Here is a 12,973-nt window from a genome sequence, read left to right as displayed (position 1 = left end):
AAAAAAGACAAGCGCAAAATCACACAAAAAGACGGGTAAAAATTGAGAAATCTGTTTGAAAAGGGAAAAGATCAGACAATTTCCTTTTCTTTGTTTTCGGCAAGATAACGTTCGATTGCTTCGTCAGAATAGGAGAGGAGCTGTCCGAACGTCACAGCGATTTCCTTTCGTGCCTGTCCATGATAATTGCCGGATTCGATGAGCTGCTTTTTCTTCTCTTTCAGCGAAAGATAAAGCTGAATATCCTCCTCTTTCCGGTAATAGATGATATTGAATTTTCCTTTATTGAGGGAAATTGGAAACAGGTCGGTGAGCAGCGGGCTTTCATCAAAGTAAAAATGGTTTCCGTATTGTGCGCAGATTTTTTCGGAAAATGGAACAAGGCCCAAAGCCTCTTCTCGTGTACTGACAGGATGACTTAGAGCAATCCGCTTTACGCCGGCTTTTACCACTTCGTTAAAGGCATCAATAACGCCGCATTGATAGGAAAACAGGTCGAGAGAATCAAGGTCTTTCATAAAAAATCTCCTTTGCTTTTTTAAAAATTATAACACTGTACGCGCATAAAAGGCAATTGTTTTTATAAAGGCGGATTGACAGTACGGTTTAAAATCCCTATCATGATAATAAAGAAAAAAGGGAGGGTTTTGTGTGCAAGTAGAACACCTGTCTTCTGATTATCGGGTCAGCTTATTAAGTAAGAAGGATGTTCCTAAAATCTATCAGCTTTATCAGGGAAATCCATTGTATTTTGAACATATGAAGACACAGCCGACACTGGAAAACACCGAGGAGGATCTGATCGTTCTTCCCCCGGGAAAGCAAAAACAGGATAAGTTTTTTGTTGGTTTCTGGGAAAAAGAAAAATTGATTGCGGTGCTGGACTTGATTGCTGCCTATCCCAACGCACATACAGCGTTTATTGGTCTGTTCATGGTTGCAAAGGAGGAGCAGGGAAAGCAGACAGGAAGCAAAATCATCTGTCAGCTGCTCAAACACCTCAAACAGGAAGGCTTCTCGACAGCAAGACTTGCCTATGTCAAAACCAATCCGCAGAGCGAGCATTTCTGGAAAAAGAATGGATTTGTTTTAACCGGAGAAGAAAAAGATCAGGGTGACTATACTGTTGCACTGATGGAAAAAGTGCTGTAAAACAATAGGAAGACTTGAACAGACAAGTCTTCCTATTGTTGCAGTTGTATGGAATTTTAACAGGATTTTGAGATTAGAGGGAGGTGACTTTTCGATTACGACGGCGCATATCGAAATATCCCATCAAAACAGCCCAGACATAGGCACAGGTTTTTGGAATCATCAGCATACCAATTAATGGGATGCTGTCTGCCCAGAGTACCACAGGGATGTAGAATCCAAAACTGAGTACAATGGAAAGCCACATCCAGGCAAAAGCGCGGTCTTTGCTCTGCTTTGCGCTTCGGTAAAACAAAATGATGATGAGCAGTCCCAACAGGGCAAACGGAATATTGCGATAAATGCCCCAGGAAAGCGGAGCGTCTGCCTGTGTCCATGCATTTTGTGGGAACATGCACAGCACGATTCTTGCAGCAGCAAGCAGGTAAACAATCCAGGTGATAGTGTTGTTGCCCTGAATCTTATATCGAATTCGCCATACATAATACAGCAGGACATAAAAGATGGTCATAGTGATGGAGGTGATCCATTTTCCGATTCCCAAAGCCGCAGTAAAGGAATCCAGACCGGTGGTGCAAAGTGCCAGTGCACGCGGAATCAGGTGGAAGGCGTCACCAGCTCCCAAAGTTACTGCCATGATGCCGAACAATTTATACTGTTTGTTTCCATGACTTTTTAAAATCATCTGGATACCAACAGTGATGACCAGAGTCAAATAGATAATGTCAAATACGGTTTCTGCAATTGCCTGCATAAAATTCATCCTTTCTGATTTAAGAGTTGGATTTTTCCTGTTGTGCTTTCAGGAGAGTATGGTAGTTTTGACAGTTAAACCAAAACAAAATACCTGCCAGAAACAGGGACGACCCAAGACCAGAATAAAAGACAGCGATAAACTGTTCCGGAGCAATGCCGGACAGACGAAGGGCAATCCCACCGCCAATCATAAAAGCCATGATAAAGAAGGCTTTTCGGTCAAAGAATTTTAGGAAAAAGTGGGGAATGTCAGGATAACTGAGGATTCTGGCTGTGTGTTTTTTGACCAGCTTTCCAAAGACAAACTGCCAAAAAAGTGCAAACACTACCAGAGATAACAGAAAATTGAGTATCGACAGATAGGGCGGATAGGCAAGTACCCCAATTCGAAGCACGTTAAATCCAGCCGCTGTCCAGACGATTCCTGCTAGGAACAGCAAAACCCTTTTGGATACTTTCATGAAATCACTCCTTTTCTGAACATTGTTCATTTTAAGTTCTAGAAAAATCATCCCATTTTCGGGATGATTTTTAGGAAAGATAAATGCTGCGTCGAATCATCTCCACAAGGGTGGAACTGTCAAAATCACCGCGCACTAGTGCAGCAATTAAATGAGAAAAAATGAAATCCACAAACTTCTCGGGAGAAAAGCTTATATCAAAGGCATCTGGTTTTACCAGAACATCCTTTTGCAGAACAAGCAGCATATTTTGCAGGATTGCCTGCCAGGAATTTTGCATCAGCTGCTGACCTCTTGGCTTTTCTTCCTGAGAAAAGTTCATCGAATGCAGCGCAAAAAATCCAGGATACTTTTGATAGCCCTTTTTGAGATTTTCGAACAGCCACTCGATATATTCCACAAAAGAGCAGCACACGAACGGCCGACCGGAATTGTGGAAAATCTCGCTCCAGATACTTTCGACCGTAGCGGCGACCAGTTCTGATTTGGAATCAAAATAGTTGTAGATCGAGCCCACCGATACCCCACAGGCAGAAGCAACCGAGCGAATATTGATCGAATTTAATCCTTCTTCCCGAATGAGCTTTTTGCTTGCCTCCAAAATGATTTCTTTGGATGTGACAACGGTATTCATCCTGATTCCTCCAATCTGAACAATGTTCATTTTAAATAAAAAAGCTGTATTTGTCAAGAGGAAAAAGAAAAGCAGAGCATGTAAAATCATGCTCTGCCATAATGGGATGATTAGATGCCCATCGAAATTCCCATTGCTTTTGCGGACAAAACCTCTTCGCAGTCAGGGGAAACAGTCTTGAGCTTGCCGGCAACCTCACTCAGCGGTACTGGAACTACCTTGTTGTCGCGCAATGCAACCATGTAACCAAACTGTTTGTTTGCAATCAGGTCAGCGGCAGCAGTTCCAAAGCGGGTGGTCAGCATGCGGTCATAAGCACATGGAGAGCCGCCGCGCTGGAAATGTCCTGGAAGGGTGACGCGGATTTCCTGTCCGGTGCGCTCAGCAATTTCGTTAGCTAAGCGGTAGGAGATGGAAGGCTCTTTCATGCTGGCGCGGGCAGCTTTAAACTCTTTCTTGGAAAGTTTTGCCTCTTCCTTCGAAAGTGCTCCTTCTGCAACAGCAAGGATGGAGAACGGCTTTCCGTTTTTCTTACGTGCCTTCAAAACATCACAGACCTTATCTACATCGTATGGAATCTCAGGAATCAATATTACATCCGCACCGCCGGAGATGCCGGCATAAAGGGTCAGCCAGCCAACCTTGTGACCCATTACCTCAACGATAAAGACACGACCATGAGAGGATGCGGTGGAATGGATACAGTCGATGACATTGGTTGCAATATCAACAGCGCTCTGGAAGCCAAAGGTCATGTCAGTTCCCCACAGGTCGTTGTCGATGGTTTTTGGAAGGCTGACAACGTTGACTCCGTTTTGTGCAAGGAGATTGGCTGTTTTGTGGGTGCCGTTTCCACCCAGAATAACCAACGCATCCAGCTTGTACTTTTTATAGGTTTCCAGCATTTTGTCCAGCTTGGTTTTACCATTATATTCTTCCATTGGGGTGCACATTGTTTTAAAGGACTGACGGGAAGTTCCCAAGATGGTTCCGCCCAGTGTCAGGATTCCAGAAAAATCGGAAGGGGACATTTTTTTCAGGTCACCCTCGATCAGACCGCGATAACCATCGCGAATGCCATAGATTTCAACATCTTTTCCAAAGCGGAAATAAAGCGATTTGGCAACACCGCGCAGCGCAGAGTTCAGTCCCTGGCAGTCGCCTCCGCTTGTCAGCATTCCTATTTTCATAACATTACCTCCTGTTTCTGAAAAACGCATAAAACGTTTGATTGCTCATAATTCTAGTATAAATCTTTACGAAGCAAAATACAACGAAATTCTATGTAAAATACTGGACAGAAGAAGGTAATGATTTTATAAAATGTGAACGGATAGATAGCGATGCACTCCAATTTTTTACAGGTATAAACTACAAAAAGCTTCCCAGACTAGTCTTAGAAAAATAGATGGGAAGTGGATATGTGTACTGCAATAAAGTGGAAATCTGCGGCGTCAATACCTCAAAACTGCCGGTCTTGAAAGAAAAAGAAAAGATTGAACTTCTCAAAAAAAGCCGTCAGGGGGACAAACAGGCAAGGGAAGAATTGATTTCCGGCAACCTGCGGCTGGTGCTCAGTGTGGTGCAGAAATTTTCCAACCGCGGCGAAAATCCTGATGACCTGTTTCAGGTCGGTTGCATCGGTCTGATGAAGGCAATCGACAATTTTAATCCGGAGCTGGATGTTCGGTTTTCCACCTATGGCGTACCGATGATTGTGGGAGAAATCCGCCGCTTTTTGCGGGATAACAATGCAATCCGCGTCAGTCGTTCGATGCGGGATATGGCTTATCGGGCGATGCAGGCAAAGGAAAACTTTATCCACGAGTTTGGCAGAGAACCGACCATCGAGGAGATTGCAAAAAAACTTGAGTGCAAAAAAGAAGAGGTCGTACTGGCGCTGGAATCGGTGGTAGACCCTGTTTCTTTATATGAGCCGGTCTATTCAGATGGGGGAGATACCATTTTTGTGATGGATCAGGTGGGAGATTCCAATGACGATAGGGATTGGCTGGAAGAAATCAGTCTGCGCGATGCCATCCGCTCTCTGGGAGAGAGGGAAAAGAAGATTCTGACCTTGCGCTTTTTGGCAGGAAGAACCCAGACCGAAGTGGCACAGGAGATCGGTATTTCTCAGGCACAGGTGTCACGTTTGGAAAAGAGTGCGCTGGAACGGATCAAAGGTCAGATGCGGGAGGATTGACAGCCGCTTTTAAGGGTGATATGATACAAAAAACATCGGGGAGGCGACAAAAAGGGATGGACAATCAAAACCATGCTATCATCAATCATGTTATCGTTGAGCGGGCGCGTCCGGAAGATGCGGCAGAACTTCTGGAATTTACAAAGACAATCGGGGCACAGACCGATAACCTGACCTATGGTGCAGAAGGAGTCGGAGCCAGTGTGGAGCAGGAAGCGGACTTCCTCAAAGGCTTATATGATTCTCAGAAAGAAATTTTTCTGGTTGCCAAAGCTGATGGAAAAATTGTCGGTACAGCAAACTTTGCAGCCTCTCAAAAGCCGCGGCTATCTCACCGCGGGGAAATCGGAATATCGGTGGAAAAATCCATGTGGGGACAAGGAATTGCAACTATGCTGATGCAGCGGTTAATTGACTTTGCAAAAAATCAGGCGAAGGTGGAACTTATCTCGCTTGAAGTCCGCAGTGATAATGCAGCTGCCATCCACCTGTATGAGAAATTTGGTTTCCAAAAGTACGGAACCTTCCCGGGATTTTTGAAGATCAATGACAAATGGATCGATGCCGATTGCATGGTCCTTTCTCTGCGCTGATGGAGGGGAGCTTTTGATGGAACAAAAGGAAAAATTAAGACAGCTTGCAGAAGACATCCCGGCTTTATGTCTTGCTATGAAGGAAAAGGATACCTCATTTTTGGCCAAAATATTGGCGGGAACAGCGGTCATTTATGCGCTTTCGCCCATTGACCTGATTCCGGATTTTATTCCGGTCATTGGCTATCTGGATGACCTGATTTTGCTGCCCCTTCTGGTGGCGCTGACATTAAAGCTAATCCCAGATGAAACATTCGAGCGATGCAGGGAGCAGGCAAGGCAGATGTACCAACAGGGCATGAAAAAGCACTGGTATTATATGCTGCCGATTATTTTGATTTGGGCTATCTTAATTTTGCTTGTGGGAACACTGCTGTTCTTTTAAAAAAGGAGTATTTTGATGGCAAACTGGAATCCGTGGCATGGGTGCCGAAAATACAGCGAAGGCTGCCAGAATTGCTATGTGTACTGGATTGATCAGGCACATGGAAAAAATGCGGCACAGATTTTTTTAAACAAGGACTTTGACCTGCCCATGCGCCGAAAACGGGATCGAAGCTATGTGATTTCACCGGGCAGCATCGTTTATACCTGTTTTAGCTCCGACTTCTTTTTGGAGGATGCGGACCCTTGGCGGGAACGTGCCTGGGAGATGATGCGCTGGCGTCAGGATCTGTTTTTCCTGATGATTACCAAGAGGATTACCCGACTGCAGCAATGTTTGCCGCCTGATTGGGGAGAGGGATATTCCAATGTACATATCTGCTGTACGGTAGAAAATCAGCGGCAGGCACAAATCCGGCTGCCGGTTTATCAAAAAGCTCCCATCCGGCATAAAAGTATTATCTGTTCTCCTTTGCTTGGACCAATCGATCTTTCTCCCTATCTGGGAGATTGGGTGGAAGAGGTGGTGGCAGCAGGTGAATCCGGTGAGGAAGCTCGTCCATGCCACTATGACTGGGTGCTGGACCTGCGCCGGCAGTGTGTGGAAAAGCAGGTGCCGTTTCATTTCATGCAAACTGGTGCACGGCTGGTAAAAGACGGAAAATGCTACCGCATTGCAAGACGCTATCAGCACAGTCAGGCAAAGGCAGCGGGGATTGATTTTACTCCTCCTGGGAAAAAGTCTCCATTTGAGAGAACAGAAAATTTTTTTGATATCCAAACAGAATCAGAATAAAAAGGAACGCATTTGCGTTCCTTTTTCTTTTGCATTTCAGAGTGGTTTCAGCTTCTCCTGATATAATAAGGATGAAAAATCATTCATAAAAAGTTTATAAAAATCCATCTTGACCTGGAGTTTACTCCATGGAATAAGATGAAATTAAAGTAAAGAGGTGATCAGATGGACAACCAATTGAAAAGAATAACAGCCGTTTTATGCACGATTTTTCTGCTGAGCGGGTGTCATTCCGATATCCAGCAGACACAAGCAAAAGAGGATACTACCTTGCAGCAAGAGACACAGGAAGTGTCGCTGCAATTGCAGGATGAGCCGTTGATAACCGAAGAATTTGAGGGTACACTGACCTTTGCAGATACAGGAGATTTGCAGGAGGAACAAAAAGAGCTGATTAATCTCTATATGAAGTGGTATTATGATTCCCTTGCAAAAGAAGAAGTGGAGCAGCTGCCCGACATCTTTGTAAGCGGCGAGCAGGCACAGATAAAACTGGAAACCAAAATTTTGGGCTATCAGCTTTTGGTTCGCTCAAGTCAAAAGTCAGATTTGAGTTTGACAGGATATCAATCTGTCTTTTCAGTCGAAGAGATGGAAGAAGAGGAAAATGGGGATATTACGGTGCGGCTTTCGGAAGACAGTACGCAAAATTTTGCCCAGTTTGAGCAGGTGGATTCGATTACGACGGATATCATCCATATTTTTCGCTTCCGCAAGACGGATGATGGATGGAAAATTTACCGCCATGTCAATTATAATGACCGCCTGTACTGGACTGTGACAGGGGACCACCGCCAGTATATGAATGGTGAGCTTTCGCAGGAGACGGTCTTAGCCAATATCTCGGAGGGAATAGAAGAGAAAAAAGCGCTGCTGGAGCAAAATATCCAGCACAGAGATCAGGCGGGTGCTGACAAAGAAGAAACAGCGGTCAAGATTTCGTATGATCGTCAGGCTGCAATAGAATATGCACAGACATGGGCACTGGACCGAAATGAAGAATGGGCAGACTATTCGATGAATGGAGGAAATTGCCAGAACTTTGTATCCCAGTGTCTGCTTGCTGGAGGAATCCCGATGGATACTCAGGGAGAATCTGTCTGGAAATGGTACGGAGATACGCCGAACAATCTGCCAAACATGCAGGGGCGTTCCGCTTCCTGGTCCGGTGTCGACGAATTTTTAAACTATGCCCGGGAAAATGAGGGAAGCGGTCTTGCAGCGATTGTGGATGCTTCCTATGATACAGGTGAAGTTGGAGATGTTTTGATTGTCGGATATGGAGAGGAAGAACTTTATCATGCCGTCATGATTACGGACGTTGTGACCGATGAGGATGGGAACGTAATCGATTATCTTGTTTGCTCCAATACAGCTAATCAGAAGAATTATCCAATCAGCGCATACGGGTATACTTATCAGGTATTGATCAAAATTTTAGGAAGCAACTAACAAAAGGGGATAGACTGCACATCTATCCCCTTTTGTATTCCTGGTTATTTTTCTAAAAATGTGAAACTTTCGCTGATGACTGCCTTTTCCTTGGTGAACTGATCGATGACATCTGCATCCGAAGTACCTGGTTCAAATGGATTGGACTGGAGCGGATACATGACAACGACGCGTCCGTTTTCGGAGCTTCCCAGTTCGACCGGAATTGGACCGTTTTGCTTCTGCATGTTTTCCCATGACTGGCTGCTCATCTCTTCCAGTGTCAGGATATTAGCCTGACCGCTTTCACCCTGATAGGTAACAGAGACGATGTTGACAGTTTCTCCGTTATCATCTCGGGTATCGGTGGTGAATTCTGCATTTTTCTCGATGCAGGAAGGCAGCTGTACAGAAAATCCGAGTTCGCTGTTTTCGTACAGGAAGCTATCTGCATCGGCACTTTGTGTGCTGGCAGAGTTTTCATCCGGATTTTCAGAGGTTTCTGAGCCGGATGGCTGCTGGTCTTCGTCGTTGGTTTCATTTTCGGAGGATTGTGGTTCTTCCTCCTCAATCACTTCCTCGTTCTCTGCCTGTGTATCAGAAGATTCTTCTGTGGCAGGACGTGGATCGGATTCAGATTCTGTTCTGGATGTACAACCGGACATCATCAGAATCGAGCAGACAAGAAGTGCGACCAGTATCTTTTTCATTGTTTTTTTCATGATGGTTCCTCCTTAAAAATAAGGTAAAAACAGGATCTCTTTACTGAAAATATGCGCAAGGCTCTAAAAAAGCTGCAATCAGAAAAAGACAATATAAAAATCTGTGACCCCAAATTATGCGCAGACAGCAACATCCGAGCCAAACGGAGTTAAAGCTAACCTTGCAAATTTAAAGCACTGCATTCCAAATGGGATTCCCACGATGGTGATACAGAAAATCAGTCCGTGGATAACAGCAGAAATAGCAAGGGCAAATCCACCGAAAATCAGCCACAGAATGTTGCACAGAAGGGAAGGTGCTCCTCCGCCGTAGACAATCACCTTTCCAAATGGAAAGAAGGCAAGTCTTGCAAATTTAAAACATTGTATGCCAACCGGAATTCCGATAATGCTGATGCACCAGACAAGTCCTACCAGAGTCCATCCCAGTCCCATCCAAAGTCCGCCAAACAAAAACCAGATCAGGTTGCCAATTGTTTTCATATTCATTCTCCTTTGTTATTGCACATGTTTTTGCGTGTTCAATCATATAACGCAGGACGGGTGTAAAATATTTCAGAAAAAAATAGAACAATTTGTAAAGAAAATAAAAAGAATCAATCAGGATAAATTCACTAAAAAAACAATTTAAAAGGTAAAGATGTTGTGGTATACTGAACATAACAAAATAAAAAAGAGGGGTGTATCTACAATATGAGAGAGACCGTTTCCTTAAAAAAACAGTATGAGATCATCGACAATTCCCTGCGGTATAGAATTCATCATCTGCTGCCAAAGCTGATGGAAGAGTGTGGCATTGATCTGTGGGTAATTTTGTGCCGGGAATATAACGAAGACCCAGTATTTCGTACCATGATCCCTTCTCTGTGCCTGACAGCGAGAAGGTTGTCCTGCCTTGTTTTTGTCAACGGAAAAGATGGCTTTGGAGCATATAACTTTGGACGACCAGATGAACGTCTGGCAAAAATCTATACACAGGGCTATACCGATGCCAGCAAGGATCAGTTAAAGGAGCTGGCAGCATTTATCCGGGAACAAAATCCAGCAAAAATTGCGGTGAACACGTCAAAACTTTCCGGTATCTGTGATGGACTATCCAAAGAGCTGTATGATCAGCTTTATGAAGCGCTGGAAGAAGCGGATCGGGAAAAGCTGTGCAGTGCTTATCCGTTGGCGACCCGATGGATCGAAGCCAGAACGGAGGAGGAACTTTCCCGTTACCGCACTGTTTATGCGCTTGCCATGAATATCTGTGAAGAGGCATTTTCACGCAAAGTCATTACCCCTGGAGTGACCACCACGACCGAGGTGGAGGAGTGGATTGCACAGGAGATCAATCGTCTCGGACTGACCTTCTGGTTCAGCCCGCATGTTGATATCCAGCGCAAAGGAATGCCTGGCGTTGGCAGCTGCGGGGACATTATCCAACATGGGGACCTGTTGCATTATGATGTAGGAATTACATACTTTGGGCTTTGCTCGGACAGCCAGCGCTTGGGATATGTTTTAAGAGAAGATGAAACAGAGGTTCCGGATTATTTGAAGAAGGGTTTGGAAGTTACCAACCGTTTTCAGGACATCGTTGCACAGGAACATATTGCAGGCAGGACTGGAAATGAAATCCTGAAATCCAGCCTGGAACGGGCAAAACAGGAAGGAATCCGCGCAATGCTGTATTGTCATCCAATCGGTTTTTATGGTCACAGTGCCGGTACAGTGGTAGGTCTGTGGGACAAACAGGAAGGTACCGGTGCTTATGGGGATTTCCCTCTGCACTACAATACCTGTTATGCACTGGAACTTAATACCGAAAGTACGGTAGCGGAGTGGGACAATCAGCTGGTTCGTTTCTGCGCAGAGGAAACCGTTGCTTTTACCGAGGATGGAAAGCTTTGCTATCTGTATCCGGGTAGAGAAAAAATCTTTGCAATTTAACCTTGATATTATGCACAATTCGTTCTATAATAACGGAAAGTGCAATTTAGCGCTTTAGAGTGATAACATGAAAGGACGGGATTGCATGGATAACTATGTAATTACGATTGCCCGGGAATATGGAAGCGGCGGAAAGACGATTGGAAAGATGCTGGCAGACCATCTGGGAATCCCATGCTATGATATGGAGATTCTGCGAATGGCTTCGGACGACAGCGGCATCAATGAACAGCTCTTTGCAAAATCGGATGAGCAGCTCAAACGTCCAATTTTCTTCAAGCCATCCAGAAGCGTTTATACCGATGAATTGATTCCGCCAGGAAGCAAAAACTTTGTTTCGGAAGAAAATCTTTTTAACTATCAGGCGAAGATTATCAAGATGCTGGCAGACAAAGAGTCCTGCGTCATCATCGGAAGATGTGCAGACTTCGTGCTGAAGGATCGGCCAAATGTGCTGAAAGTCTATGTACATGCGCCGTTTGAAAACTGCGTTAAAACAACAATGGAGATCCGAAATCTGGATCAGGCAGAAGCAGAAAAGTTTGTACGCAAGGTTGACAAACGCCGCGGTGATTATTACCGCTATTTTACCGGACGTGACTGGAAGGATGCAGATAACTATGACCTGTGTCTGGACAGTGCAACACTTGGCTGGGAAAAATGTATGCAGATTGTAAAGGCTTATCTGGAAATCAAGATGAGCTGAGAAAAGAATCTGATGAGAGGCAACAGCTATTTAGAAATATTTCTAAATAGCTGTTGCTTTTTCTATTTTAAGGTGCTATAATCTATTTAGAAAATTTTCTAAATACCTTTTAAAAGGAGTGAGTATTGTGGGACTGGCAGAAACGTTCAAAGCTCTTTCTGATCCGGTAAGGAGAGAGATTCTGCTGCTTTTGAGAAAAGGCAAAATGTCCGCGGGAGAAATTGGGGCACATTTTGATATGACAGGTGCGACGGTTTCCTATCATCTGTCCCAGTTAAAGAAAGCGGAACTGATTTTGGAAGAAAAAAAGAAAAACTACATTTATTATCAATTAAACACCAGTGTATTTGAAGAAATCATGATGTGGATTGCACAGTTTTCCCATCAGGATGAAAAGAATGATGAAAAGGAAAATCCATAATCAAAAAGGAATGCTGTGTCTGGAAGAGAGGGATTATGATGAAACAGACAAACGAAAGGACAGTTCGGAATATCCGATTTTGGAGAGTAGCGGTTGTACTGCTGATGTTGATTCCGTTGCTGGAGGTTCTCATTTTGCTGCCGTCATTGCCGGATACCATAGCGGTACATTGGGGAGTAAGCGGAACACCTGACCGATATGGAAGTCGATATGAACTGCTGATTCCAGCTGCGATCGTTATTTTGGTGGGGAGTCTGCTGCTCAAAGATTCTTTTGGCAGACAACCTAAAGGAATTAAGGCAGGAGGGCTTTTGACTCTGGCAATCTTTAATATAATTCAGCCGATGATCTTGTACATGACGGTCAATCCGCAGATCAATATTCTGGATCTTTCCTTTGGAAGGGTGGTTTGCGGTCTGATGTCTCTTGTGATTATTGTGACCGGAAACTATCTGCCAAAGGTTTCGTGGGAATATAGGTTTAAGAGGAAACACGGATTTCGCACCCGTTATGCTCTTTCGGACGAGAATGTCTGGATGCACACGCAGCGTTTTGCCGGATATGCCTACATTACAGCAGGATTGATTGGCCTAATATCGGCTGTCTTTTTGCCGGATCTTGCTTGTGTTATTGTGCTGATCGTCAGCATGATTTTGGTAAGCATTCTCATCTATTACTATTCCTGGAGCATCTGGAAAGAAATGCAGGATAATCTGGAAAATTTCAGACAAAAATAAAAATTTTTACAAAATTTTTCTTTACTCTGGACAAGGAATGTT

General features: G+C 44.3%; 17 protein-coding genes. 10 read left to right on the top strand and 7 right to left on the bottom strand.

Annotated features, from left to right (window positions below; genetic code table 11):
- Positions 1-71: 71 nt before the first annotated feature.
- Positions 72-518: a hypothetical protein gene (locus tag BQ5375_RS12475; protein WP_022131801.1), complete on the bottom strand. Its 447-nt coding sequence runs from the start codon at positions 516-518 to the stop codon at positions 72-74.
- A gap of 133 nt (positions 519-651) precedes the next feature.
- Here BQ5375_RS12475 and BQ5375_RS12470 point away from each other — a divergent pair, with 133 nt between their 5' ends.
- Positions 652-1,152: a GNAT family N-acetyltransferase gene (locus BQ5375_RS12470; RefSeq protein ID WP_022131800.1), complete on the top strand. Its 501-nt coding sequence runs from the start codon at positions 652-654 to the stop codon at positions 1,150-1,152.
- Between the two features lie 73 nt (positions 1,153-1,225).
- Here the strand turns inward: BQ5375_RS12470 and BQ5375_RS12465 are convergent, their stop codons facing one another.
- The 4 genes from BQ5375_RS12465 to BQ5375_RS12450 all read right to left on the bottom strand — a co-directional run bounded on the left by BQ5375_RS12465 (position 1,226) and on the right by BQ5375_RS12450 (position 4,193).
- Positions 1,226-1,906 (bottom strand): hypothetical protein, encoded by a 681-nt coding sequence (locus BQ5375_RS12465; protein ID WP_022131799.1) that lies wholly within the window; start codon positions 1,904-1,906, stop codon positions 1,226-1,228.
- 19 nt (positions 1,907-1,925) lie between these two features.
- Positions 1,926-2,369: a hypothetical protein gene (locus BQ5375_RS12460; RefSeq protein WP_022131798.1), complete on the bottom strand. Its 444-nt coding sequence runs from the start codon at positions 2,367-2,369 to the stop codon at positions 1,926-1,928.
- Between the two features lie 70 nt (positions 2,370-2,439).
- Positions 2,440-3,003 (bottom strand): TetR/AcrR family transcriptional regulator, encoded by a 564-nt coding sequence (locus tag BQ5375_RS12455; protein ID WP_022131797.1) that lies wholly within the window; start codon positions 3,001-3,003, stop codon positions 2,440-2,442.
- Positions 3,004-3,113: 110 nt separating this feature from the next.
- Positions 3,114-4,193, bottom strand: a complete 1,080-nt coding sequence (locus BQ5375_RS12450; RefSeq protein ID WP_022131796.1) for a 6-phosphofructokinase — start codon at positions 4,191-4,193, stop codon at positions 3,114-3,116.
- A 233-nt stretch (positions 4,194-4,426) separates the two neighbouring features.
- Here BQ5375_RS12450 and sigG point away from each other — a divergent pair, with 233 nt between their 5' ends.
- The 5 genes from sigG (at position 4,427) to BQ5375_RS12425 (ending at position 8,431) form a co-directional block, all read left to right on the top strand.
- A complete protein-coding gene (sigG, locus tag BQ5375_RS12445; RefSeq protein ID WP_022131795.1) occupies positions 4,427-5,206 on the top strand; it encodes an RNA polymerase sporulation sigma factor SigG in 780 nt (259 codons plus the stop codon).
- A 56-nt stretch (positions 5,207-5,262) separates the two neighbouring features.
- Entirely contained in the window at positions 5,263-5,799 is a 537-nt protein-coding gene (locus tag BQ5375_RS12440) for a GNAT family N-acetyltransferase (RefSeq protein ID WP_022131794.1), read from the top strand.
- Between the two features lie 16 nt (positions 5,800-5,815).
- Positions 5,816-6,184: a YkvA family protein gene (locus tag BQ5375_RS12435; RefSeq protein WP_022131793.1), complete on the top strand. Its 369-nt coding sequence runs from the start codon at positions 5,816-5,818 to the stop codon at positions 6,182-6,184.
- A 15-nt stretch (positions 6,185-6,199) separates the two neighbouring features.
- A complete protein-coding gene (locus BQ5375_RS12430; RefSeq protein WP_076918012.1) occupies positions 6,200-6,979 on the top strand; it encodes a DUF5131 family protein in 780 nt (259 codons plus the stop codon).
- A 165-nt stretch (positions 6,980-7,144) separates the two neighbouring features.
- The gene (locus tag BQ5375_RS12425; RefSeq protein ID WP_076918011.1) at positions 7,145-8,431 is read left to right on the top strand and encodes an amidase domain-containing protein; all 1,287 of its coding nucleotides are present in this window, start codon (positions 7,145-7,147) and stop codon (positions 8,429-8,431) included.
- A gap of 44 nt (positions 8,432-8,475) precedes the next feature.
- On the opposite strand, the gene BQ5375_RS12420 is transcribed toward BQ5375_RS12425, so the two are convergent.
- Together BQ5375_RS12420 and BQ5375_RS12415 are read right to left on the bottom strand one after the other, a co-directional pair.
- Entirely contained in the window at positions 8,476-9,132 is a 657-nt protein-coding gene (locus BQ5375_RS12420; protein ID WP_076918010.1) for a hypothetical protein, read from the bottom strand.
- A gap of 114 nt (positions 9,133-9,246) precedes the next feature.
- The gene (locus BQ5375_RS12415) at positions 9,247-9,615 is read right to left on the bottom strand and encodes a YccF domain-containing protein (RefSeq protein WP_076918009.1); all 369 of its coding nucleotides are present in this window, start codon (positions 9,613-9,615) and stop codon (positions 9,247-9,249) included.
- Between the two features lie 210 nt (positions 9,616-9,825).
- On the opposite strand from BQ5375_RS12415, the gene BQ5375_RS12410 reads away from it, so the two are divergent.
- The 4 genes from BQ5375_RS12410 to BQ5375_RS12395 all read left to right on the top strand — a co-directional run bounded on the left by BQ5375_RS12410 (position 9,826) and on the right by BQ5375_RS12395 (position 12,931).
- Positions 9,826-11,067, top strand: coding sequence for a M24 family metallopeptidase (locus tag BQ5375_RS12410; RefSeq protein WP_076918008.1), 1,242 nt, complete (start codon positions 9,826-9,828; stop codon positions 11,065-11,067).
- A gap of 85 nt (positions 11,068-11,152) precedes the next feature.
- The gene (locus BQ5375_RS12405; RefSeq protein ID WP_022131787.1) at positions 11,153-11,773 is read left to right on the top strand and encodes a cytidylate kinase-like family protein; all 621 of its coding nucleotides are present in this window, start codon (positions 11,153-11,155) and stop codon (positions 11,771-11,773) included.
- Between the two features lie 127 nt (positions 11,774-11,900).
- The gene (locus tag BQ5375_RS12400; RefSeq protein WP_022131786.1) at positions 11,901-12,194 is read left to right on the top strand and encodes an autorepressor SdpR family transcription factor; all 294 of its coding nucleotides are present in this window, start codon (positions 11,901-11,903) and stop codon (positions 12,192-12,194) included.
- A gap of 35 nt (positions 12,195-12,229) precedes the next feature.
- Entirely contained in the window at positions 12,230-12,931 is a 702-nt protein-coding gene (locus BQ5375_RS12395) for a DUF1648 domain-containing protein (protein ID WP_076918007.1), read from the top strand.
- Positions 12,932-12,973 lie beyond the last annotated feature (42 nt).

Origin of the sequence: Negativibacillus massiliensis, assembly GCF_900148495.1 — a bacterium.
Taxonomy (GTDB): Bacteria; Bacillota; Clostridia; order Oscillospirales; family Ruminococcaceae; genus Negativibacillus; species Negativibacillus massiliensis.
The sequence above is the reverse complement of the archived record's forward strand: the minus strand, read 5'-3'. Positions and strand labels throughout refer to the sequence as shown.

Coding starts and splice junctions, on each gene's coding strand:
- BQ5375_RS12435 (WP_022131793.1), top strand. CDS start 5,816: ATGGAACAAAAGGAAAAATTAAGACAGCTTGCAGAAGACATCCCGGCT.
- BQ5375_RS12405 (WP_022131787.1), top strand. CDS start 11,153: ATGGATAACTATGTAATTACGATTGCCCGGGAATATGGAAGCGGCGGA.
- BQ5375_RS12460 (WP_022131798.1), bottom strand. CDS start 2,369: ATGAAAGTATCCAAAAGGGTTTTGCTGTTCCTAGCAGGAATCGTCTGG.
- BQ5375_RS12475 (WP_022131801.1), bottom strand. CDS start 518: ATGAAAGACCTTGATTCTCTCGACCTGTTTTCCTATCAATGCGGCGTT.
- BQ5375_RS12415 (WP_076918009.1), bottom strand. CDS start 9,615: ATGAAAACAATTGGCAACCTGATCTGGTTTTTGTTTGGCGGACTTTGG.
- BQ5375_RS12450 (WP_022131796.1), bottom strand. CDS start 4,193: ATGAAAATAGGAATGCTGACAAGCGGAGGCGACTGCCAGGGACTGAAC.
- BQ5375_RS12430 (WP_076918012.1), top strand. CDS start 6,200: ATGGCAAACTGGAATCCGTGGCATGGGTGCCGAAAATACAGCGAAGGC.
- BQ5375_RS12465 (WP_022131799.1), bottom strand. CDS start 1,906: ATGCAGGCAATTGCAGAAACCGTATTTGACATTATCTATTTGACTCTG.
- BQ5375_RS12455 (WP_022131797.1), bottom strand. CDS start 3,003: ATGAATACCGTTGTCACATCCAAAGAAATCATTTTGGAGGCAAGCAAA.
- BQ5375_RS12425 (WP_076918011.1), top strand. CDS start 7,145: ATGGACAACCAATTGAAAAGAATAACAGCCGTTTTATGCACGATTTTT.
- BQ5375_RS12395 (WP_076918007.1), top strand. CDS start 12,230: ATGATGAAACAGACAAACGAAAGGACAGTTCGGAATATCCGATTTTGG.
- BQ5375_RS12440 (WP_022131794.1), top strand. CDS start 5,263: ATGGACAATCAAAACCATGCTATCATCAATCATGTTATCGTTGAGCGG.
- BQ5375_RS12410 (WP_076918008.1), top strand. CDS start 9,826: ATGAGAGAGACCGTTTCCTTAAAAAAACAGTATGAGATCATCGACAAT.
- BQ5375_RS12420 (WP_076918010.1), bottom strand. CDS start 9,132: ATGAAAAAAACAATGAAAAAGATACTGGTCGCACTTCTTGTCTGCTCG.